The sequence below is a fragment of the Streptomyces sp. MK37H genome, assembly GCF_018035285.1.
Taxonomy (GTDB): domain Bacteria; phylum Actinomycetota; class Actinomycetes; order Streptomycetales; family Streptomycetaceae; genus Streptomyces; species Streptomyces endocoffeicus.
Window position 1 is genome coordinate 1 of record NZ_JAAAYH010000065.1, and the last position, 21,460, is coordinate 21,460.

At 72.7% G+C, this 21,460-nt stretch carries 20 protein-coding genes and 5 tRNA genes; 12 read left to right on the forward strand and 13 right to left on the reverse strand.

Annotated elements, in window-relative coordinates; genetic code table 11:
- From cobT to GWI24_RS12485, 3 genes are all read left to right on the forward strand, one after another.
- Positions 1–3,699, forward strand: a 3,699-nt coding sequence (gene cobT / locus GWI24_RS12475; RefSeq protein WP_210946020.1) for a nicotinate-nucleotide--dimethylbenzimidazole phosphoribosyltransferase, incomplete at its 5' end; no start/stop codon positions are given.
- A 107-nt stretch (positions 3,700–3,806) separates the two neighbouring features.
- Positions 3,807–5,027, forward strand: a complete 1,221-nt coding sequence (cobA, locus tag GWI24_RS12480; protein WP_210946021.1) for a uroporphyrinogen-III C-methyltransferase — start codon at positions 3,807–3,809, stop codon at positions 5,025–5,027.
- Positions 5,028–5,107: 80 nt separating this feature from the next.
- Complete coding sequence (locus GWI24_RS12485; RefSeq protein WP_210946022.1) at positions 5,108–5,926, forward strand: RNA methyltransferase; 819 nt, start codon at positions 5,108–5,110, stop codon at positions 5,924–5,926.
- Between the two features lie 209 nt (positions 5,927–6,135).
- On the opposite strand, the gene GWI24_RS12490 is transcribed toward GWI24_RS12485, so the two are convergent.
- Complete coding sequence (locus GWI24_RS12490) at positions 6,136–7,536, reverse strand: serine/threonine-protein kinase (protein WP_210946023.1); 1,401 nt, start codon at positions 7,534–7,536, stop codon at positions 6,136–6,138.
- Between the two features lie 473 nt (positions 7,537–8,009).
- Here GWI24_RS12490 and GWI24_RS12495 point away from each other — a divergent pair, with 473 nt between their 5' ends.
- Positions 8,010–8,246: a hypothetical protein gene (locus tag GWI24_RS12495; RefSeq protein WP_037951761.1), complete on the forward strand. Its 237-nt coding sequence runs from the start codon at positions 8,010–8,012 to the stop codon at positions 8,244–8,246.
- Between the two features lie 286 nt (positions 8,247–8,532).
- Positions 8,533–8,751: a hypothetical protein gene (locus GWI24_RS12500; RefSeq protein ID WP_210946024.1), complete on the forward strand. Its 219-nt coding sequence runs from the start codon at positions 8,533–8,535 to the stop codon at positions 8,749–8,751.
- Between the two features lie 212 nt (positions 8,752–8,963).
- Here the strand turns inward: GWI24_RS12500 and GWI24_RS12505 are convergent, their stop codons facing one another.
- Positions 8,964–10,103, reverse strand: a complete 1,140-nt coding sequence (locus GWI24_RS12505) for a methyltransferase domain-containing protein (RefSeq protein WP_210946025.1) — start codon at positions 10,101–10,103, stop codon at positions 8,964–8,966.
- The gene (locus tag GWI24_RS12510; RefSeq protein WP_247616262.1) at positions 10,100–10,540 is read right to left on the reverse strand and encodes an SPASM domain-containing protein; all 441 of its coding nucleotides are present in this window, start codon (positions 10,538–10,540) and stop codon (positions 10,100–10,102) included. Before GWI24_RS12510 ends, GWI24_RS12505 begins: the two co-directional genes overlap by 4 nt.
- 278 nt (positions 10,541–10,818) lie before the next feature.
- On the opposite strand from GWI24_RS12510, the gene GWI24_RS12515 reads away from it, so the two are divergent.
- Positions 10,819–11,493: a hypothetical protein gene (locus GWI24_RS12515; RefSeq protein ID WP_210946026.1), complete on the forward strand. Its 675-nt coding sequence runs from the start codon at positions 10,819–10,821 to the stop codon at positions 11,491–11,493.
- Positions 11,494–11,503: 10 nt separating this feature from the next.
- On the opposite strand, the gene GWI24_RS12520 is transcribed toward GWI24_RS12515, so the two are convergent.
- From GWI24_RS12520 to GWI24_RS12530, 3 genes are all read right to left on the reverse strand, one after another.
- Positions 11,504–11,812 (reverse strand): hypothetical protein, encoded by a 309-nt coding sequence (locus tag GWI24_RS12520; protein ID WP_210946027.1) that lies wholly within the window; start codon positions 11,810–11,812, stop codon positions 11,504–11,506.
- Between the two features lie 493 nt (positions 11,813–12,305).
- Positions 12,306–12,893, reverse strand: a complete 588-nt coding sequence (locus GWI24_RS12525; protein WP_210946028.1) for a TetR family transcriptional regulator — start codon at positions 12,891–12,893, stop codon at positions 12,306–12,308.
- Positions 12,894–13,116: 223 nt separating this feature from the next.
- The gene (locus tag GWI24_RS12530) at positions 13,117–14,016 is read right to left on the reverse strand and encodes a cyclase family protein (protein ID WP_210946029.1); all 900 of its coding nucleotides are present in this window, start codon (positions 14,014–14,016) and stop codon (positions 13,117–13,119) included.
- Between the two features lie 174 nt (positions 14,017–14,190).
- On the opposite strand from GWI24_RS12530, the gene GWI24_RS12535 reads away from it, so the two are divergent.
- Entirely contained in the window at positions 14,191–15,237 is a 1,047-nt protein-coding gene (locus GWI24_RS12535; protein WP_210946030.1) for a phosphotransferase, read from the forward strand.
- 77 nt (positions 15,238–15,314) lie between these two features.
- Positions 15,315–15,605, forward strand: coding sequence for a zf-TFIIB domain-containing protein (locus GWI24_RS12540; RefSeq protein WP_210946031.1), 291 nt, complete (start codon positions 15,315–15,317; stop codon positions 15,603–15,605).
- Positions 15,606–15,671: 66 nt separating this feature from the next.
- Here GWI24_RS12540 and GWI24_RS12545 read toward each other — a convergent pair.
- The 5 genes from GWI24_RS12545 to GWI24_RS12565 form a co-directional block, all read right to left on the reverse strand.
- Positions 15,672–15,743: transfer RNA gene (locus GWI24_RS12545), tRNA-Val, on the reverse strand.
- Between the two features lie 11 nt (positions 15,744–15,754).
- Positions 15,755–15,826, reverse strand: a tRNA-Val gene (locus tag GWI24_RS12550).
- Between the two features lie 24 nt (positions 15,827–15,850).
- Positions 15,851–15,922: transfer RNA gene (locus tag GWI24_RS12555), tRNA-Val, on the reverse strand.
- Position 15,923: 1 nt separating this feature from the next.
- Positions 15,924–15,994 (reverse strand) — tRNA-Cys (locus GWI24_RS12560).
- 28 nt (positions 15,995–16,022) lie between these two features.
- A tRNA-Gly gene (locus GWI24_RS12565) sits at positions 16,023–16,095 on the reverse strand.
- Positions 16,096–16,255: 160 nt separating this feature from the next.
- On the opposite strand from GWI24_RS12565, the gene GWI24_RS12570 reads away from it, so the two are divergent.
- From GWI24_RS12570 to GWI24_RS12580, 3 genes are all read left to right on the forward strand, one after another.
- Positions 16,256–17,311, forward strand: coding sequence for a chorismate-binding protein (locus GWI24_RS12570; RefSeq protein ID WP_210946032.1), 1,056 nt, complete (start codon positions 16,256–16,258; stop codon positions 17,309–17,311).
- On the forward strand, positions 17,308–18,135 hold the full coding sequence (locus GWI24_RS12575; RefSeq protein ID WP_210946033.1) for an aminotransferase class IV: 828 nt from the start codon (positions 17,308–17,310) through the stop codon (positions 18,133–18,135). Before GWI24_RS12570 ends, GWI24_RS12575 begins: the two co-directional genes overlap by 4 nt.
- A 173-nt stretch (positions 18,136–18,308) precedes the next feature.
- A complete protein-coding gene (locus GWI24_RS12580) occupies positions 18,309–19,154 on the forward strand; it encodes a GNAT family N-acetyltransferase (protein WP_210946034.1) in 846 nt (281 codons plus the stop codon).
- A gap of 36 nt (positions 19,155–19,190) precedes the next feature.
- On the opposite strand, the gene GWI24_RS12585 is transcribed toward GWI24_RS12580, so the two are convergent.
- Positions 19,191–19,706 carry a DsbA family protein gene (locus GWI24_RS12585; RefSeq protein WP_210946035.1) on the reverse strand — a complete coding sequence of 172 codons (516 nt, stop codon included), beginning with the start codon at positions 19,704–19,706 and terminating at the stop codon, positions 19,191–19,193.
- A gap of 133 nt (positions 19,707–19,839) precedes the next feature.
- Here GWI24_RS12585 and GWI24_RS12590 point away from each other — a divergent pair, with 133 nt between their 5' ends.
- A complete protein-coding gene (locus GWI24_RS12590; RefSeq protein WP_171072788.1) occupies positions 19,840–20,301 on the forward strand; it encodes a hypothetical protein in 462 nt (153 codons plus the stop codon).
- Between the two features lie 358 nt (positions 20,302–20,659).
- Here GWI24_RS12590 and GWI24_RS12595 read toward each other — a convergent pair whose 3' ends face one another.
- Entirely contained in the window at positions 20,660–21,229 is a 570-nt protein-coding gene (locus tag GWI24_RS12595; RefSeq protein ID WP_210946036.1) for a CGNR zinc finger domain-containing protein, read from the reverse strand.
- Positions 21,230–21,460 lie beyond the last annotated feature (231 nt).

Here is a 21,460-nt window from a genome sequence, read left to right on the forward strand (position 1 = left end):
CACGCCGCACCCGTACGCCAGCCGGAGCCCCAGCCGCGGGCGGCGCCGGAGCAGCAGGCCGTTCCGGAGGTTCTGGAGCCGCAGGCCGCGCCTGAGCCGCAGCCGCAGGTGCCACACCAGGTCGCGTCCCAGCCGGAGGCGCGGCCCGAGCCGCAGCCGGAGTACGGGGCGGGGGCCCAGCAGGGCGTCCCGGCGCCCGAGCAGGGCGGGATGCCCGAGCAGCGGTTCGCCGGACCCGAGCAGTTCGTCATGCCCGAGCAGCCGTTCGCCGCGCCTGAGCAGTTCGTCGTTCCCGAGCAGCAGCCCGTCATGCCCGAGCAGCCGCTGGCGGCGGACTACTCCACCGCGCCCCAGTACGCGGCCGGGCCGCAGTACTTCACCCCGCAGCCCGACGACCCGGGTCGGCTCCCCGGGCCCCAGCTCGCGGACCTCTCGCAGCTCGTCGACGCCCCGCCGCCGGGGGACGCGTGGGATTCCACGCCGCCGGCGCAGCAGGCCGTTCCCGTGGAGACGGGCGTTCCGGCCGAGGAGCCCCAGGTCGCGGAGGTGCCCGAAGCGGAGCCCGCTCCCGAGCCGTTCGCCCAGCCCGAGGCGGTGGCGCCGGAGGCGCAGCCGGTCGCGATGGACCAGGCGTATGTGGACCCGGCGGTGGTGGACCCGGCTGCCGTGGACCCGCACCAGACGGGCGCGAGCATTCCGGCCCAGGCCGGGGCGCCCGACGTGGAGCCCGCCCCGCAGGCCGCCGTGGCCGAGGAGCAGGTCGTCGACATCCCGGCCCAGGCCCAGACCGAGCCCATCACCGAATTGCCCGGGGCTCAGCCCGTCCCGGCTCCGGTCGCGGAGGCCACGCCGGAGATCCCGGCCCAGTTGGCCCATGAGCCGATCGCGATCGAGGTGCCGACCGCTCCTGCCGCCGAGGCCCCCCAGGAGGCTGCTCAGCAACTCCCGGAGCAGCCCGCCGAAGCGGTGGAGCAGACCGCCGTGGACCCGGGGCACTCGATAGTGGCCGACGAGACGCCTCAGCCCGAGGCGTCCGCCGTCGCCGAGGAACCGCCCGCCGCCGAGGCGCCCCAGCAGGAGGCGCCCGCCGAGCCGCAGGCCGAGGCCGTGCCCGAGGCGGAGGCCGCACCGGAGGCCGAGGCCGCGACGCGGGAGGAGCCCGCCGAGGAGCAGGCGGCGGCCGAGGCGCCTGAGCAGGCAGCGGCCGAGCCGGAGCCCGAGCCGTCCGCCGCCGAGGCGGAGACCCCCGAGGCGGAGACCCCCGAGGCAGCGGCCGAGGCTGTGGCTGAGGAGCCGTCACCGGAGGAGCAGGTTCCCGAGGCCGAGGCGGTGGACACCCCGGACGCCGAGGCCGCCGCGAGCGAAGCTCCCGAGGCGGAGGCACCTGAGACCGCCGAGGCCGAGGCGACGACCGCCGAGCCGGAGGCGGAAGCGGCGGCCGAGGCAGCGCCGGAGACCGGTACGGAGGCCACCGAGCCCACGGATGAAGCAGGGGCGGCGGCCCAGCCCGCCGAACCCGAGGCCACGGCCCCCGAAACGGCCTCCGAAGGCGAAGCCACCGAGCCCGAGGCCACCGAGCCCGAGACCCAGGCCACCGAGCGGGAGGCCACGGAGCCGGAAGCCGGTGCCCCGGAATCCGACGCCCCGGAAGCCACCGAGCCCGAGGCCAACGCGATGGAACCCACCGAGCCCGAGGACGGGACCGCCGAACCGGAGACCACGGACGCGGAAGCCGCCGAGCCCGAAGCCACGGAGCCCGACGCCGCCGACTCCGAAGCCGCGGACGCCGAGGCCGTCGCCCCCGAGCCGGAGCCCGAGCCGGAATCGGAACCCGAGACGGCCCCCGAGGACGTGAACCCCGAGGACGCCACCCCCGAAACGGCCCCCGAATCCGCAGCGGAGCCGGAGCCCGAGTCGGAAACCGAGCCGGAGCCCGAGCCCGAAGCGGTCCCCATCCCCATCGGCCCCCGCGCCGAGGGGTACGACGAGGCCGAGCGCGCCGCCGTCCACCGCGTGATGCGCGAGCGCAGGGACATCCGTAACGGCTTCCGGCCCGACCCCATCCCGCACGAGGTCCTGCTGCGCGTCCTCGAGGCCGCGCACACCGCGCCCAGCGTGGGGCACTCCCAGCCGTGGGACTTCGTCGTGATCCGCTCGGCGGAGACCCGGCGGGCCATGCACGAGCTGGCCATGCGCCAGCGGGACGCGTACGCCAAGTCCCTCCCCAAGGGCCGGGCCAAGCAGTTCAAGGAACTGAAGATCGAGGCCATCCTCGAGACCCCGGTCAACATCGTCGTCACCGCCGACCCCACCCGCGGCGGCCGCCACACCCTCGGCCGGCACACCCAGCCGCAGATGGCGCCGTACTCCTCCGCGCTCGCGGTGGAGAACCTGTGGCTCGCCGCCCGCGCCGAGGGCCTCGGCGTCGGCTGGGTCAGCTTCTTCGACGAGCGCGAGATGGTGCGGGAGCTCGGGCTGCCCGAGCATCTGGAGGTCGTGGCGTATCTGTGCGTCGGATACGTCGACGAGTTCCCGGAGGAGCCCGAGCTGATGAAGGCCGGGTGGTCCAAGCGCCGCCCGCTGTCCTGGGTCGTCCACGAGGAGGCGTACGGCCGCCGCACCCTGCCCGGCGGGGACCCGCACAATCTGCTCCAGGAGACCCTGCGGGGCATCCGCCCGCTGGACGCCAAGGCGCTCGGTGAGGCGTGGGAGCGGCAGAAGCGGATGACCAAGCCGTCCGGCGCGCTCGGCATGCTGGAGATCATCTCCGCCCAGCTGAGCGGGCTGTCCCGGCAGTGCCCGCCGCCGATCCCGGAGCCCGCGGCCGTCGCGATCTTCGCGGGCGACCACGGGGTGCACGCCCAGGGCGTCACCGCCTGGCCGCAGGAGGTCACCGGCCAGATGGTGGCCAACTTCCTGGGCGGCGGCGCGGTCTGCAACGCCTTCGCGGGCCAGGTGGGCGCCGAGGTGTGCGTGGTGGACGTCGGGGTGGCGAGTGAGCTGCCCAGCACCCCCGGACTGCTGCCGCGCAAGGTGCGGGCGGGCACCGGCGACTTCACCGTCGGCCCCGCGCTCACCCGCGAGGAGGTGCTGCGCGCCATCGAGGTGGGCATCGAGACGGCCCGCGATCTGGTGGCCGCCGGGAACAAGGCGCTGCTCACCGGGGAGATGGGGATCGCCAACACGACCGTGTCCGCCGCCCTGGTCTCCATCTACACCGGCGCCGACCCGGCCGAGGTGACCGGGCGCGGCACGGGCATCAACGACGAGATGCACGCGCGCAAGATCGATGTCGTACGGCGCGGACTCGAGCTGCACCAGCCCGATCCGGCCGACCCCATCGCCGTCCTGTCGGCGTTCGGCGGGCTGGAGCACGCCGCGATCGCCGGGCTGCTGCTGGGCGGCGCCTCGCTGCGTACGCCCGTGATCCTGGACGGGGTGAGCGCGGGGGCCGCCGCGCTGGTCGCCCGCGCCATCGCGCCCGAGGTGCTGGCGGCCTGCATCGCGGGCCACCGCAGCGCGGAGCCGGGCCATGTGGCGGCGCTGAACAAGCTGGGCCTGCGCCCCCTGGTCGACCTGGATCTGCGGCTTGGCGAGGGTACCGGGGCGCTGCTCGCCCTCCCGGTGGTGCAGAGCGCCGCACGGGCGATGCACGAGGTGGCCACGTTCGACTCCGCAGGGGTCACGGAGAAGAACTGATGCGTGCCCCCGCCGCGTAGGGTGTCGGCGGGGGCCCCGCCCCACAGTCGATCAGCCGCTCCAGCGCCGCAGCGGCCGTTGCTTCGCACGAGGAGAGCCGCACCGTCATGTCCGAAAACTTCGCATACCCGGTCGGGCTGCGCCTGTCCGGGCGGCGTGTCGTCGTCCTCGGGGCGGGTCAGGTCGCCCAGCGCCGGCTCCCCGCGCTGATAGCGGCTGGTGCGGACATCCTGCTGATCTCGCCGTCCGCCACGGCCTCCGTCGAGGCCATGGCCGAGGCGGGGGAGGTGCGCTGGGAGCGCCGCCGCTACCAGGAGGGCGACTTCGAGGGCGCCTGGTACGTCCTGATCACCACCGACGACCCGGAGGCCAACGCCGCCGCGTCCGCCGAGGCCGAGGCGCGCCGCATCTGGTGTGTGCGCAGCGACGACGCCGAGGCCGCCTCCGCCTGGACCCCGGCCACCGGACGCAGCGAGGGCGTCACCGTCGCCGTCCTCACCGGGCAGGACCCGCGCCGCTCCGCCGCCGTACGGGACGCCGTGGTGGAGGGGCTGCGCGACGGCACCCTCGCCGCGCCCCGTCACCGCACCCGTGGCCCCCATGTGGCGCTGGTGGGCGGCGGCCCTGGCGACCCGGACCTGATCACCGTGCGCGGCCGACGCCTGCTCGCCGAGGCGGACGTGGTGGTGGCCGACCGCCTCGGCCCGCGCGATCTGCTCGATGAGCTGCCGCCGCATGTCGAGGTGATCGACGCGGCGAAGATCCCGTACGGCCGTTTCATGGCCCAGGAGGCGATCAACAACGCGCTGATCGAGCACGCCAAGGCGGGCAAGTCGGTGGTCCGCCTCAAGGGCGGCGATCCCTTCGTCTTCGGGCGCGGCATGGAGGAGGCGGAGGCGCTCGCCGAGGCCGGTATCCCGTGCACCGTCGTGCCCGGTATCTCCAGCTCCATCAGCGTCCCGGGCGCGGCCGGGATCCCGGTGACCCACCGGGGCGTCGCGCATGAGTTCACGGTGGTCAGCGGCCATGTCGCCCCCGACGACCCCAGCTCCCTGGTGGACTGGGCGGCGCTGGCGAGGCTGCGCGGCACGCTGGTGCTGCTCATGGCCGTCGAGAAGATCGGCGCCATCGCCGCGGCCCTCGTCGCCCACGGCCGCGCCGCCGACACCCCCGTCGCCGTGGTCCAGGAGGGCACCACCCCGGCCCAGCGCCGGGTGGACGCGACCCTCGCCACCGTCGGGGAGAAGGTCGCGGCCGAGGGCGTACGGCCCCCGGCGGTCGTGGTGATCGGTGAGGTCGTCGCCCTCTCGTCCCGTGACCACCGGTGACGTCATCGGACGTAACCGCCGGTAACTTATTCGCGTCGGGCTCATTGGCACCGCATCCAGGACAAGGCAGTATCACTTAAGTGGCTGATCTCATCACCGTCGATGATCCGGACGACCCGCGGCTGAGCGACTACACGGGTCTGACCGATGTGGAGCTACGACGCAAGCGGGAGCCGGCCGAGGGCCTGTTCATCGCCGAGGGCGAGAAGGTGATCCGGCGCGCCCGGGTCGCCGGTTATGAGATGCGCTCGATGCTGCTGTCGTCCAAGTGGGTCGATGTGATGCGGGACGTCATCGAGGACGTCCCCGCCCCCGTCTACGCCGTCAGCCCCGAACTGGCCGAACGCGTGACGGGCTACCACGTCCACCGCGGCGCCCTCGCCTCCATGCAGCGCAAGCCGCTGCCGGACGCGGAGACGATCCTGGCGGACGCGCGGCGCGTCGCCATCATGGAATCCGTGAACGACCACACCAACACGGGCGCCATCTTCCGCAGCGCGGCGGCCCTCGGCATGGACGCCGTGCTCCTCTCCCCGGACTGCGCCGACCCCCTCTACCGGCGCTCGGTCAAGGTCTCCATGGGCGCCGTCTTCTCCGTGCCGTACGCCCGGCTGGAGAGCTGGCCGCGCGGACTGGAGGCGGTCCGGGAGGCGGGCTTCAAGATCCTCGCGCTGACCCCCGACGAGAAGGCCACCACCATCGACGACGCGGCCCCGCACCGTCTGGAGCGGGTCGCGCTGATGCTGGGCGCGGAGGGCGACGGGCTCTCCACCCAGGCGCTGATGGCCGCGGACGAGTGGGTCCGCATCCCCATGGCCCACGGCGTGGACTCCCTCAACGTGGGCGCGGCGGCGGCGGTCGCCTTCTACGCGGTCACGTCGGGCAGAGCGGGGCCCTGACCGCTACGCGGCGGAGCCGCATCTCGGCGCTTTCCCCCTCCCCCGCCCCTTCCTGCGGCATCGGTATGCGGCTGCGCCGCGTGGAGGGGCTTAGGGTCCTTCTGACGGATCTCCGTGGGAGAAGGACCTTAGCCCCCGGGACCCCGGGGTTAAGGGGCGGAGCCCCAGTTGTGGGAAGGGGCGGGGAGGGGAACAGCCCGCCGCAGGCGTCAAGATCCGTCGGACGTGCCCTGGCGGCCGTCAGGCGCGGCCGCCACCGAGGCCGGTGCCGCCGACCGCGGCTCTACGGAGTGGAGCGTCACCGAGTGCGGTACTGCCGAGCGCGGCGCCACCGACGAGACTGCCCCCGACCCGGTCGGCCCGGGCGGCGCGCCCAGGCCGTTCGCCGGGCCCTGGCAGCCCTGCGCCGCCGCGATCCCCAGCGCCACCAGCAGCGTCACCACGACGAACACGGTCAGCCGCTGCCGCAGCAGCCGGCGGTTGGGCCCGGTGGGGCGGCGTCCGTTCGGCGAGGTGCGCACGGTCTGGGCCGGGCGCCCCGTACGCGCGGGTGGCCGCGGGCCACCCCGGCGCTGCGCCGGGCGCGCGGGTGTGTTCCGCCCCGAGGGGCGGCTCGAGGACCCGCCCGTACTGGCTCCCGGCCGCTGGGACGGGGGCCCGCTCCGCGGCGCGGGCGTACCGCCGGAGCGCCGCTCCGTGTGCTGGTCGGCGTACGCCTCGGGGCGCCGCGCCGGGGGACGGCCCGGCCCGCCGCCGTAGCCCGCGGTACCGGAACCGGCACCGTGACCGTGCGCCTCGCGCGCCGCGATCTCCTTCAGCCGCAGTGACAGTTGCAGGGTGCTCGGCCGGTCCTCCGGGTCCTTGGCCAGACAGGCGTGGAGCAGCGGCGCCAGGGCGTCGGGGACGCCCAGCAGTTGCGGCTCCTCATGGACCACCCGGTAGAGCATCACCTCGGAACTGCCGTGCCCGAACGGCGAGTCCGCCGTCGAGGCGTACGCGAGCGTGGCGCCGAGCGCGAAGACGTCGGTCGCCGGGGTCACCGCCGCGCCCCGCACCTGCTCGGGCGCGAGGAAGCCGGGCGAGCCGACCGCCGTGCCCACGTGGGTGAGGGTGCTGGCCCCGGTCGCCCAGGCGATGCCGAAGTCGATGATGCGCGGGCCCTTGGGAGAGAGCAGGATGTTGGAGGGCTTGAGGTCGCGGTGGACGACCCCCGCCTCATGGACCGCCAACAGCCCCTCCGCCAGCGCCGACCCGATCGAGGCGACCTGGGCGGCGGGCAGCGGGCCCTCCTCGTTCACTTTGTCGTGGAGGGAGGGGCCCGGTACGTACTGGGTGGCGAACCAGGGGCGGTCGGCCTCCAGGTCGGCGGCCACCAGCCGGGCCGTACAACCGCCGCGGATCCGCCGCGCGGCGGAGACCTCCCGGGCGAACCGGGACCGGAACTCCCGGTCCTCGGCGAGGTCCGGCCGGATCACCTTCAGGGCCACCCGCTGTCCGCGCCGGTCGGAGCCGAGGTAGACCACCCCCATGCCGCCCGCGCCGAGCCGCCGGTGGAGGCGGAAGGAGCCGACGACACGCGGGTCCTCGCGCCGGAGCCGCATCATCGCCATGTCCGTCCCCTACCTCCGGTGGGGAGGCCCCTTCCCTCAGGGCCTGTCCGGAGTTGTGATCTGGGCTCGCGGGGCGTGGCACGCACGCTCGCGGCGTTGCCGAAATGCCCTAGTAGCTCCGCTACGAGGGCCTTCCGGCGCCTTGCGATCGCACGCACCACGCCCCGCTCCCTGATCCAGATCACAACTCCAGAGAGGCCCTAACCGCTGGTGGGGAGCCCATCCGCTGCCGTCTGCTTGCCGTTTGCCGTCGAACTGCCGTCGGTTCGCCGCTGTTGTTCCGTTGCCGTCCGTCTGACGTGCACAGCTTACGGATTGACGGCCCCTCGCGCTGAGAGGCCGCGCATGCGTCGGCCGATGGATTGTCAGTGGTGCCTGGGATCCTGGAGAAGTGGGCCGGAATCGTGGCAATCCGCGCTCGGGCCCGCTGCTGCGTGATCTCAAAAGGCCGTCTCAGAAGGGGGATTGAGACCGTGAAGGGTGATCGTGTGGAGATAGTCGTGGACGCGGGGGACACGACGCGGACGTATGAAGTGGTGGCCACCAGGGCGGGCCGGAGGGTCGAGACGGCGGTCCGGCGGGGGGTGGTGGAAGTGAGCGAAGTCACCCGTAATGGGTCCGTGGTGCGGACGGCCCGCTTCATGGCCAACCGGGTCCTGGCCCTGGTGGAGCAGCCGGTGCCGCGGAGCGAGGAGGGGGAGGGTGAGTAGGGCCCGCTGGCGCTCGGAGGGGCACACTCCGCCGGCTCCGGAGGGTCTCCGGAGGGATCTCTTCCGCGGTCCCCTCCGGGAAGACCCCAAGGCGTGAGGGCGCGTCTCCACCCAGGGGAGTAGTCGGCGCCTCCCGGGGTCATCCTCCGGGAGGCCCGGCAATGGGTACGAAGGCATGACGCCGAGGACCGGGGTGCGCGCCTAATGTTGTCGTCAAGCGGCGGGCGCAGCACTCGTCCCCCGAGGTCAGACGCTCGCCGCCCCCAGATGTGACGGAGGAGGGACGATGGCGGACACGGCTGGACGCACGCTCATCGGAACACGTCGTCGCAGGTCCGTGAGCGCGGCGGTGGACGCGTTCGGCGGCCCGCAGACCGGCACCCGCCATCCTCTGGTCGCGGCGGCGATGGTGCTGCCGATGGCCATCCTCCTGACCATCACCTTCGGCGGCTGGGATGCCGTCGTCACACAAGCGTCGTCCGTGGCGGGAATGCTGGGGCGCTGAGGCGCCCCGGGCCCGGGAGAGCGGCCCGGGCCGGGGACTTCCGGCCATTAACCCCGTGGGGACGGGGGTGCGGCGGACGGCACGAATGCCCGGACAGCTGGGGAGCTGTCCGGGCATCGCGCCTTTTGGGGCCTGTTCGAGCGACCGCCGCCGTAAGGACCCTTCACGCGACGTCACGCGACGCGACACCGGGGCTGCGGCTCCCGCCGGGATCAGCTCAGCTCGGCTTGCCACTTCCCGCGGCCGAGGAAGGTACGGCCGTCGGGCATGATGTCCACCCGGGCCCCTCGCACCGGTAGCTCGCCGTGACTCAGCCAGTAGTCGCGGACCTTGTCGAGGGCGTCCCACAGCCGACGGGGGCCGCCCTGGTGCACGGTCGGCCGCTCGTTCCCTGTCGCCGTGGCCCGGGCCCACGATCCGTCGGCATGTGCCATGAGCGCGACGCGCTGCTCGCCGTCCTCCCGGTACTCGTGCTCGATACCGGGCGCCTCGACGTCGAGCATGGACGCGAGGTCCCACGCGTTCGCCACGTCGACGACGGGGTACGGACCGCGAGTCACTTCATCTCCGTCCAGTTCCGCGGCCTTGGCGAGGCGAACGGCCGCGCCGGGCGGGTAGTCGTCACCGTGGCGAGCGTGCATGAACCCTGCCCGGTCCCACTCGACGCGCCCGGTCGCGCCCCCGTCCTCGTCCTTCTCGGCCGTGACGAGGAGGGAGGTACCGGCGATCGTGGTCACCAGCCGACCGCCGGGGCGAAGCACCCGGAGCCAGCTTTCCGGGATCGTCCGTACCGGCACGGTGGCGACGATCCGATCGAAGCTCGAAGACTCGTACGGCAGGTCCCCGGTCGCGTCGATCGTGTCGAGCGTGGGAGCGACCCCAGCCTCGCCCACCCGCTCGCGGGCGGCCTCGGTCAGGTAGAGGTCGACATCGACGCTCGTCACCTGCTCGTCGCTCAGCCGGCGGGCAGCGAGGGCGGCCCCGTACCCACTTCCCGTGCCCACATCGAGCAGCCGGTCGCCATCGTCGATGCGGGCATGCTGGAACATGCCCACCACCAGGCTCGGCAGCGTGGCCGAGGACGTCGGCCGACCGTGCGGCCGGTCGGCCTTCATGGCGTAGTCGGCGTGTAAGGGGCCGATACGGGTCACGAGCGAGGTGTCGCGGTACGCCGCGTCAAGCCAGCGATTCGGGTCTGAGGGGCCGTCGTGCAGCTCCCAGCCGTCCGAACCGCGCTCCCACCATCGGGGTACGAACAGGTGTCGTGGCGTAGCGGCGACGGCCGGCGCCCATCGGGAGTGCCGGTGTGTTGCGGCGCCGGCCAGAGCGACGGCGCGGGTGGACCAGTTCACGCGTGAACTCCAAGAGAGGGGGTCGGGGCGGGCGTGAAGTGCTTCGGGGCGCAGGCGGGCGTACGGGCGGGGTCGCAATCGTTCGAATCGTCCGGGGTACAGGCGCCGGCCCGCGGCTCGGGCACGGCCGCAATCATCTCGCCCCATCGGCCGCTGTGCAGGATCTCGGCGAGACGCTGTTCGCGGACGTTGCCGGCGACCATGAAGCGACTGAGGATGCAGCCGGACACGGCCCCGTCGGGGGAGACGGACACGCGGTGCCGAAAGCAGTGCCCGCACAGTTCGGCGGCGGTCGGCGTGCTCGCGCCCGGCTCGGCCGCACGTCCGACCTTGCGCATGCGGTCGACCTGGATTTCATCGATGCCCAGCCGGTGCAGCTCCGCTTTGGCCTGCTCGACGCGCTGCCCCTCGATCACTTCGACGATGCCGGCGCGCATGGGGATACCGCGCCGGACCGCTTCGACGATGTTCGCCCTGGCGCGGTCGAGGCTTCCCCGCGTACAGGTCGCGGGCGCGGTCGGCGAGGGGTTCAACCATGCCGGGGTGGATTGGTAAGGTCATCAACCTCCCCTGGCGGACGCGTAGTTGTGGCCACAGCGTGTCGTGGCCCTGTCCATCTCGCGGCATACTGACGCGCATGACTGCCGCGCCACAGCAAGCCATTCTGCGAGGGACGTTCCACTCATCACGGTTGGGACGGTCCGACCTTGCTCGGATGACTGACATCGCCACGAATGGGGTTCATCCCTCAAACGTTGAAGTGATGACGATCCACAACAACATCCGCTACACGGCCGCGACGCTGGCAGACTTGATCGCTGCTGTTGAGGGGTCGTCGCAGTATGACGACCGCGTGCCTTGGGTGTACTACGGCGTCACCGCTGAAGACTCGACGGCAGGACGTACCGTCGGAATCTCTGTAACCGATGACGGAGTCGAGGTCGAGTTCTACGGCGCTGATCAGATTTGGGTGGCTGGTCAGTTCGCTCGGCTGGAGGTCTTTCTCCAGAACCGAAACGGGTCCCTCGATCCAAGGTCGGCCAAGAAGGACGCGAAGCTGGCATTGGGTGCGATGTTGTCCCTTGCTTTCTGGCTGGGGCTCAGCCTGCTCTTCGACGCCTTCCCGAACAACAAGATCTTGGGCGGGGTGAACACCGGGCTGTTTGCCGTGTTCATCGGCCTACAGCTTGGCAACGTGAGTCGGTACATCGCGCGTCACGCCACGGCGCGCGGGAAGGTGGCCTTCACTGTAGACATGCCGGTTGGCTCCTACTGGAGTCGCATGGATGTGCCTACAAAACTCCTCTTCCTCACCTTGATCGTGACTGCCATTGCTGCCGTAGCTACGGGCGTCAGTGCTGCCGCTGACGTCATTGGCATTGGCAAATAGCTGATCTTCTTTAGTTCAGAGGGAAACGCCACAACAGGATCGGGCGCGGCGGCGCCGGTCTCGGCGAGGATGAGCGCGACCTCGGCCTGTGCGGCGGTGTCGTCCCATTCCGGATGCAACGCCTTGACCTTCGTCGCGGGCCGTCGCCGTCGAGGCCGAACGCCTGCGCGTCGTATCCGGCGGTCTGCACGGTCTGCCGCACGACGCTCTCGGCGGTGCGCCGGTGCTCCTCGACGCGGATCGTGAACTGATTCAGCGTGATCCCGCTGCCCTCGTTGGGCGGCATCTTCAGGCCGTGCCAGACCCTCGCGATCATCATCGAACGATGCACCGCTGCCCGGGCCCTCGCCGCGCAAGTAGCCGTCGGGCACGATCAGCCTCCCGCGGGCGAGGCGGATGTCGGCATCCATGATGTCCATGTCTCCTCGAGGGCGTCGAACAGGTCGTGTACGCCCGCGTAGTCGCTGCGGCCGACGGGGCTCGAGCGGTGCAGCCTGTTCGGGAGGATGTTCGGCACGTAGGCGGCCGTGAGCTGCGTGATGCCGGTCGCGACGCTAGGCTCGCCGTCGTCGCCCGGGGCGACCTACGCGGCGAGGTCAGCCGTGTCGGGGGTGCTCGTTGAGGGGCACGCCCCGGCCGATGTTGTCGGGCGTGCCCTCGTACAGCGCGTGCACAACGCGGCCCGGTTCGTGCCGCTCGATGTGCCGCCACACGGTGTGATCCGTCGAGCCGTCGAGCTCGGCCTGTTCGAGACGCGGTTCGTACGCGCGCGGCGTCGGCCGTCCGGCGCTCAGAGGGCGGCGTTCAAGGGATCAGCGGGAGCGCAGGCCGTTGATGAGCAGGGCGCAGACGGACTCCAAGGCGGCCTCGGCGCCCGGGGACCGCCACTCGGGGGCGTGGGCGGGGTGGTGATAGGCCATGGTGGCGTCGAAGACGGTCCGCGCCGTCGCGGTGGGGTCGGGGGAGGTGAAGTCGCCGCTGGTGACGCCGTCGGCGATGATGACGCGCAGCTGCTCGATCAGGTCGGTCACATGGTCGGCGGCCGCGCTGCTGTGCTCGGCCGTCAGGACCCGGTAGGTGGCGAAGAGCTCCGGGTCCTCGGACAACAGGGTCCGCTTGGCGGCGAAGAGCGTGGTGAACCAGGTGCGGAGCCGCTCGGGCGGGGCCTGCCGGGGGTCGGCCGCGATCGCCGCGAGGGGGTCGCGCGCCCGGCCGAGCCAGCGTCGGGTGACGGCTTCGCGCAGTGCCGCCTTGGACGGGAAGTGGCGGTAGACGCTGGCGTGGCTGACTCCCAGGGCCCGCGCCACGTCCAGCACCGTGGCCTTCGCCGGTCCATGGCGGCGCAGCACGTCCTCGGTGGCCGTCAGGATGGTCTCGGCGTCGAGGGGGACCGAACGCATCAGGGCTCGCCGTTCCGTACGAACCGCGCCGCGCGGCTCCCGGCCCCGGCGGCGGGCACCGACTGCTCCCTCAACTCCAGTTCCTCCTAAGCGGATCGGCGGAATGCGGCTGCGGTTCGGTGGCGCCCCGCAGGGGCGCGGGGAACTGCGCGACCAGCCACGACGGCGCCGCAGACGATCGACGGCAGGTCAGGGCACTTCCAGCGGAGCGCTTAGTGGCTCGTCAGAAGACCGCGAGCGGGTTGACGGGCACCCCGGTCAGCCCGTGGATACGCGGCGGCGCCACGGTGAGCAGGAAAGCATAGCGGCCCAGCTCCGCGCAGACGGCGGCGAGCTCGTCCACCTCGGCGGCGTCGATCAGGGGCAGACCCATCATCGGCAGGGCGACCCGGTGCAGCGGCAGGGGGCAGGCGGGGTCCAGGTCCGGGTGTGCGTCGCCGATGTCGCCCGCGTAGAGCGACACACCGCGCCGGTGCATCCAGCGCACCGCGTCCAGGCTCATCCCCGGCATGGGCCGGTCGGGGTCGGGCGTCATGGGCCATCCGCAGCGCACCACCAGGGCGTCCCCGGACTCCAGCCGTACGCCCTGGCGCTCCTCGGCCGCCTCGAAGTCCCGTGAGGTGACCGCATGCCCACTGGGCAGCGGGCCGTCGGCCGCCAGGTCGAGCAGGATTCCCCGGGTGGCGATCCCGGCGGCGTACGCGGCTGTGGAGCCGTGCCGGGCACCGGCGGGTGTCACGGCCTCGTCCACGGGCCGCCCCGGATAGACCCGCCCGTCCCGGATCGTGTGCCCCAGCGCGTCGAGGTGCGTCGAGCGCGGGTGGTGGTTGGTCACCAGCATCACATCCGCCGTGGCGGGCGCCGGGGAGCCGACGTACACCATCATCTGCTGGACCGGCGAGGCGTCCTGGGTGGAGGGCGCGAAGGGGCCGCTGATGAGCGGCGCCGGCCGGATCGGAAGCGCGAGTGACACCGTCCGCCCGGTGCGGGCCTCCGCCGCGCCCCTGGCCCGGGCTTCCCCGGTGATGAGGTTGAGCGTGCCGCGCTCGTCGTCCTCGCCCCACCGGCCCCAGTTGCTCGGCAGGTCCTCCGGCGCGTCGGTTCCTGTGTGTTGTGTGTCCATGGCGCCGAAACGTACCGCCAAGAGTTACAGAGTTCAAAGTTTGTAACCCATCTACGGATGGGGGAATGTGCGGCCCGCGCCCGGGTGATCGCCCGACACCAGGAGGTCCAGCGTCCCGGCACCCTGCCCGGCAGGAGCTACGATCCCGGGGCAGCCGATGACATGGGGGGAGCCGTGAGCGAAACCGCGGCGCAGCTCGCCACCGCCCTCCGCCGGGCCCAGCGCGATGCCACCGCCGAGGTGACCGTCCTGGCCGACCGGCCCGACGGCACCGTCGTCCGGTGCGGCCACGTCGTCGCCAAGGCGCATCCGCCCGGCACGGACCCGGCCGAGCTGGCCGTCCGGCTCGGCGTCGCGGCCCACCCCCGGTGCGCGGAGATACTGCTGCCGCCGGTCGAGGGCATGGGCGTGCTGCCCGACGGCCGGCAGGTCACCCTCTGGCCGTACGGCGAACCCGTGGCACCCGACGCGCCGGACGCCGCCCCCTGGGTCGAGGCGGGAAAGCTGCTGGCCCGGCTGCACGCCGTACCGATCGCCGAACTGCCCGGCCCGCTCCCGGCGATGCGCGGCCCGGTCAAGGCGGCCCGCGCCATCGCCCGGCTGCGGGCGGCGGCGCTCCCCGACAGCGTGGCCACCCGGGCCGTGCTGCGGGCCTGGGCCGGGCTGCCCGGCTGGGCGCGGGGTGTGGACCGTACGGACCGTATGGATCGCGTGGGCCGCCCGGATCATCGGGACCGCGGAGACCGCAGGGAAGGCCGGGACCGCCGAGACCGCGTGGAACGCCGGGACCGCGGCGACCGCGTGGACCCACGCGAAGGCAACGAAGGCAGCGAAGACAACCGGCTCTGCCACGGCGATCTCCACCTCGGCCAGCTCATCCGCCACCGCGCCACCGACTGGCGGCTGATCGACATCGACGACCTCGGCCTCGGCGACCCGGCCTGGGACCTCGCCCGCCCCGCCGCCTGGTACGCCGCCGGGCTGCTCGCCGCCGAGGACTGGGAGCGGTTCCTGGGCGCGTACCGGGCCGCGGGCGGCTCCGCCGCGGGGGAGCGCGATCCCTGGCCGCGGCTGGACGTGCCCGCCCGCGCCCTCACCGTCCAGACCGCCGCGCTCGCCCTCGCCAAGGCGGCCGCCGCCGGACGGGCGTTGGACGAGGCCGAGGAGGCGATGGTGGAGGCGTCCGTCCGCATCGCCCACTTCATGGAGGCCGCGGGATGAGGCCGTAGGGTGAAGTCCACGCGCCCGGGCGCATGTTCCGGCGCGCTCTGTCCGAAGCATGAGGAGTTGAGCGGACCATGCAGTGTCCCAAGTGCCATGCGCCGATGCACACGTACAACCGCAATGGCGTGCAGATAGAGCAGTGCAGCGGCTGCCGGGGGATCTTCCTGGACTACGGGGAGCTGGAGGCACTGACTCGCCTTGAGTCGCAGTGGACGCAAGCGGCGCCGCCCGCCCCGCCCGGCGCCCCGCAGGCGTACCCGGCCGCACCCGCGTGGGGCGCCCCGCAGCACGGGCACCACGGCGGCCACCATGGCCACCACGGCCACCACAAGCGCGGCTTCGGGCATATGCTCTTCTCGTCCTGAGAAGCCTCTCGGCCCGAGAAACGTCAGAGGGCCGGAGCTTTCGCTCCGGCCCTCCATCGATCGATGTGGACGATACTGGGATTGAACCAGTGACCTCTTCCGTGTCAGGGAAGCGCTCTCCCGCTGAGCTAATCGTCCGCAGGACTGCGTGCGCGATACTGGGATTGAACCAGTGACCTCTTCCGTGTCAGGGAAGCGCTCTCCCGCTGAGCTAATCGCGCAGGGTGGATCCGCGAGGATCCGAGTGGACGATACTGGGATTGAACCAGTGACCTCTTCCGTGTCAGGGAAGCGCTCTCCCGCTGAGCTAATCGTCCGAGGTGGAGACGGGATTTGAACCCGTGTAGACGGCTTTGCAGGCCGTTGCCTCGCCTCTCGGCCACTCCACCAGCCGTGGGGGTCGAAACCCCCACTCCGAGCGGACGACGAGATTCGAACTCGCGACCCTCACCTTGGCAAGGTGATGCTCTACCAACTGAGCCACGTCCGCAGGTGTCGTTTCTCCGGGGCGCTTCCGCGTCCCGGCGACGTGTTGAACTCTAGCGGATTCCGGGGCCAGCTCAAATTCCGTTTCCGCAGCGTGCTGCCCTGCTCGCGCGCCGCACTCCCTCCCGAGGCCGCCCTGACCTGGGCGCCATAGACTCGCAACCGTGCACGACCTGCCCCCGCTCGCCCGCTTCGGCGGCCTGCTCGCCACCGATCTACGGGATGTCACCAGCGACCCGTCGGCCCTGGAAACCCAGGGTTTCTGGGCCGTTGTCGCGGACTTCGAGGGCCGTCTGGTCTGCGCTCGCTTCGGCGATGTACGAACCGAGCCGGTGCCCCCGCCCGCGCCCGGCGGCTGGCGCGGCCCCGGGACGGGGGAGTGGACCTCGTCACTGGACCGGGCCGCCTACACCGCGGGGGTGCGCACCGTCCGGCGGCGGATCGCGGCCGGCGAGGTCTACCAGGCCAACCTCTGCCGGGTGCTGTCCGCGCCGCTGCCCGATCCGGCCGGGGCCGATGTGGACGCGCTGACCGCGCTGCTGGCCCTGGGCAACCCCGCCCCGTACGCGGGCACCGTAAGGCTGCCGGCCCACGGGGTGGAGGTCGCCACGGCCTCGCCCGAACTGTTCCTGCGGCGCACCGGGCGCACCGTGGAGTCCGGCCCCATCAAGGGCACCGGCCGCGTCCCCGAGGACCTGCTGGAGAAGGACCACGCCGAGAACGTGATGATCGTGGACCTGGTCCGCAACGACCTGGGCCGGGTCTGCGCCACCGGCTCGGTGACCGTCCCGGCGCTGTGCGCGGTCGAACCGCACCCCGGTCTGGTCCACCTCGTGTCCACGGTGCGGGGCGAACTCGCCCCCGGCACCGGCTGGCCGGAACTGCTCGCGGCCACCTTCCCGCCCGGCTCGGTCACCGGAGCGCCCAAGTCCAGCGCGCTGCGCGTCATCGAGGAGTTGGAGGCCGCGCCCCGCGGCCCGTACTGCGGCGGTATCGGCTGGGTCGACGCCGACCGCGGCACCGGTGAGCTGGCGGTCGGGATACGGACGTTCTGGATCGACCGCGGCCCGGCCGGGGCCGTGCTGCGGTTCGGCACCGGGGCGGGCATCACATGGGGCTCAGAGCCGGAGCGCGAATGGGACGAAACGGAACTCAAGGCCGCCCGGCTGCTCGCGGTAGCGTCGGGTGTACAGCAGACGACGGGAAGGGCGACGCGATGAAACCGGCCATCTGGCTCGATGGATCCCTCTGCGACCCGGACAGCGCCATGGTGTCCGTGTTCGATCATGGGCTCACGGTCGGCGACGGCGTCTTCGAGACCGTCAAGGCCACCGAGGGGCAGGCGTTCGCGCTCACCCGCCATCTGCGGCGGCTGGCCCGCTCGGCCGCGGGCCTGGGGCTCCCCGAGCCGGACCTGGACGAGGTGCGGCGGGGCTGCGAGGAGGTGCTCGAGGCCCACCCCGTGGCGTTCGGACGGCTGAGGATCACCTACACCGGAGGGATCTCACCGCTCGGCTCCGACCGGGGCACGGCCGGGCCCACCGTGGTGGTCGCGCTGGTCGAGGCGGCCCGCAGGCCCGACGCCACGGCCGTGGTCACCGTCCCCTGGGCGCGCAACGAGCGCGGGGCGCTCACCGGCCTGAAGACAACCTCGTACGGCGAGAACGTGGTCGCGCTCGCCCGCGCCCGCGAGCAGGACGCCACCGAGGCCCTCTTCGGCAACACGGTCGGCGCGCTCTGCGAGGGCACCGGCTCCAATGTCTTCGTGGTCCTCGACGGCCAGCTGCACACCCCGCCGCTCTCCTCAGGCTGCCTCGCCGGGATCACCCGCGCGCTGGTGCTGGAGTGGGTGGGCGCCAAGGAGACCGATCTGCCGCTGGACGCGCTGTACCGGGCCGAGGAGGTCTTCGTGACCTCCACGACCCGCGACATACAGGCCGTCCACCGCGTGGACAGCCACACCCTGCCCGGCGCCCCCGGCCCGGTCACCGCCGAGGCCCTCCGGATCTTCGTCGAGCGGGCGGCCGCCGACATCGACCCCTGACGGGGCTGCCGCCGACATCGGCCCCTGAGCGGGCGGCGGGGATATCGGCCCCTGAGCGGGCGGCGGGGACATCGGGCCCTGAGCGGGCAAGCCAGGGGCCTCACCGGCCGGTCGCGGCGGATTCGCGCCGGAAAACGGGTGACGATCGCCCGGCGGGCCGGTAGAACACCTTCGTGACCACCACTCTGCGGCCCACCGCGCCCGAACGGCACACCGACGGCGGCGGGCGCGCCCGCGCGTACGAGGTGTGCGTCAACGGCCGCCCCGTCGGCTCCGTACGCCTCGCCACCGACGCCCGCCTGGGCCCGGCCGCCGGGCGTATCGAGGAGCTCCACATCGACGAGGCCGAGCGGCACCGGGGCCGCGGCACGGTCGCCGCGCTCGCCGCCGAGGAGGTGCTGCGCGGCTGGGGCTGCACCCAGCTGATGGTGAGCGTCCCCGCGTCCGCCACGACCGCCCTCGGGCTCACGGCCGCGCTCGGCTACCGCGAGCGCGGCCGCAACATGCTCAAGCGGCTCACGGACCCGCCCGAGCTGCCCGAGGGCAGCGCGATACGCCCCCTTACGGAGGCCGACTACCCGGCGTGGCACGCCCACGAGCGGGCCGGATACGCCGCCGATCTGCTGGCGCGCGGACTCACCCGGCAGCAGGCCGAGACCAAGGCGGACACCGACTACGCGAGGCTGCTGCCGCAGGGCCCGGACACCCCCGCGGCCCTGCTGCGCGTCCTCGCCCACGGCGGCACCGACGTGGGCACCATCTGGATCGCGCTGCGCGAGGGGGAGCCCGACGCCGCCGAGAGCGGGGAGGCGTACGTCTACGCCGTCGAGGTCGCCGAGGAGCACCGCGGCCACGGACACGGCCGCACCCTGATGCTGGCCGCCGAGCGCGCGAGCCTGGCGCACGGGGCGGACAGCCTCGGCCTGCACGTCTTCGGCGGCAACACCCCGGCGCTGCGGCTGTACGAGTCGCTGGGCTACGAGTCGATCGAGTACCAGCTCTACAAGCCGCTGCTCTGAGGGCCTGTTCCGAGGGCTTTCAGGGCTTCTAGGGCTTCAGGACTGCTCGGCGACGAGGCGGGCGGCGATCTCCTCGACGCGCTCCCGCAGCCCCTCCTGGCTCTTGCCGCCGTCGAGCCGCTCGCCGCCGATCACATACGTGGGGGTGCCGGTGACCCCGATCGCCCGGCCCTCGGCCTGGTCCGCGTCCACGATCAGGATGTGCCGGCCGTCGATCAGCGCGGTGTCCATCTCCTCGGCGTCCAGCCCCAGTTCCCGGGCCACCTCCACCAGCACCGGCTCACCGCGGGTCCCGAGCTCCTCGGTGCGCTCCAGGACGGCCTCGACGAACGGCCAGCCGCGCCCCTGGGCGATGGCCTCCTCGGCCGCCTGAGCCGCCGCGTGGGCGTGCCGGTGGCGCTCCAGCGGGAAGTGGCGCAGCCGGATGTCCAGCGCGTCCTGGAAGCGGTCGCGCAGCGCGCGCAGATCGCCCAGGGCGGTACGGCAGTCGGGGCACTGCAGCTCGCACCAGACGTCGAGCACGGGGCGAGGGGAGGGGTCGGTGTGGCTCATGGGGCCAGTCTTCCAGCCCCCGGACCCTGATCCGTACCCGGAGATGTCCCTGATCCCGGGCTCGGGCCATGGCCCCGGCCGCCTTACGGGGTGCACGATGGACATACCGGAAGCCCAGTTCGCGGGAGGAACGATGCTGACCGACACCATCTGCGCCGCGCTGTCCGCGGCCGGTCTGGGCATCGCCGGGCTGACCGCCTACCGCAAGCGGTTCCTGGCGGCGACGCGGATCGCCGCCTACGCCCTGATCCCGCTGGGCCTGGCGATGACCGGCATCCTGGACTGGCTGACCGACCTGGTCTTCAAGCCGAGCATCTGGCTGGGCTTCGGGCTGCTGGGCCTCTCGTGGGGGCTGTTCATGATCACGCGGGCGGTCGAGCACCGCTCCGGCGGCACCCGTAAGGAGCGCCGCGCGGCGGCCGCGGCCGAACGTGCGGGCGGGGTGTCCGCGGGGGCTTCGGAGCCCGCCCTGGGGCCCGGCCGAGGGGCCACCGGGGTCAAGGCGTCGGGGAAGCCGAAGACCAAGGGCGGAACGAGCTCTGGCACAGATGACTTCTCCGACATCGAGGCCATACTCAAAAAGCACGGGATCTGACAAGCGACCGATCAAAAAACGATCACCGGTCGCAGGCGGGCTCATGGCTGGGTCATGATCTCCGCGAGATGTTGCAATCACCGCCCGGGGAGCAATCCCCCATCGAAGGACCCCCTGTTCCACCGAGCGACGAGACCCGTGGTTGTCTCTTCGCCCTCTCGCAGCCGCCGCTGATGCTGTTCCTGGCATTCATCGGCACTCTGCTCGTCGTAACCGCCCTCCACGACCTCTACCGGTGGTGACGCGGCACCCCATCCGGTTACCGATGGTGACCCGCTTATCGGTGGTGCGGCGGCGCCCCGTCCGGTTACCGATGGTGAGGCGTCCCGCCCGGCCCCCGACCCGCGTACGCGGACGGTCAGCTCGCGGCCTCGCGGCGCCGGGCGCGGTACGCGGCGACATGCAGCCGGTTGCCGCAGGTACGGCTGTCGCAGTAGCGCCGCGAGCGGTTGCGGGACAGGTCCACGAAGGCGTGGCGGCAGTCCGGGGCCTCACAGCGGCGCAACCGCTCCCGCTCGCCTCCCACCACGAGGAACGCCAGGGCCATCCCGCCGTCGGCCGCGAGGTGGTCGGCCAGCGAGGCACCGGGCGCGAAGTAGTGCACATGCCAGTCGTAGCCGTCGTGGTCGGTGAGCCGGGGCGTGGTGCCGGCCGCGGCGATCATCGCGTTGAGGAGCTCGGCGGTGCGGCGGGCGGCGGCCTCGTTCCCGGCCGTCGCGAAGACCTCGGCGAACCGGGCCCGTACGGCCCGTACCGCGGTGAGGTCGCGCTCCCCGAGCGTGCCGATGTCGCTGATGTCATTGCGCTCGACGAACCGGCGCAGTGCGGCGACATCGGCGAGGTCGTCCCGGTCCGCGCCCTCCGGCGCGGTGTTCACCAGATCGACGACGGCGTCGAGCGCGCACCGGGTGTCGTGGTTGATCAGCACGATTGGCTCCCTGGCCGGCTGGGTCGGCGGCTGCCCCTGGGCTGCCCTCGATCTGCCCGACTCTAGTCCTGCCGGGCCCCGGACGTATCCCAGGCGGCCCCGGGCGGCCATGCGACGGTGCCGGACGGTCACACGAAGATGCCGTCACCGCGGGTGCTGCCGCGGCGACGGCACCGTCGCCTGCCTCTGCCGTTGTCGGGATTGCCATGGTCGGGATCGTCGGTACGTGAT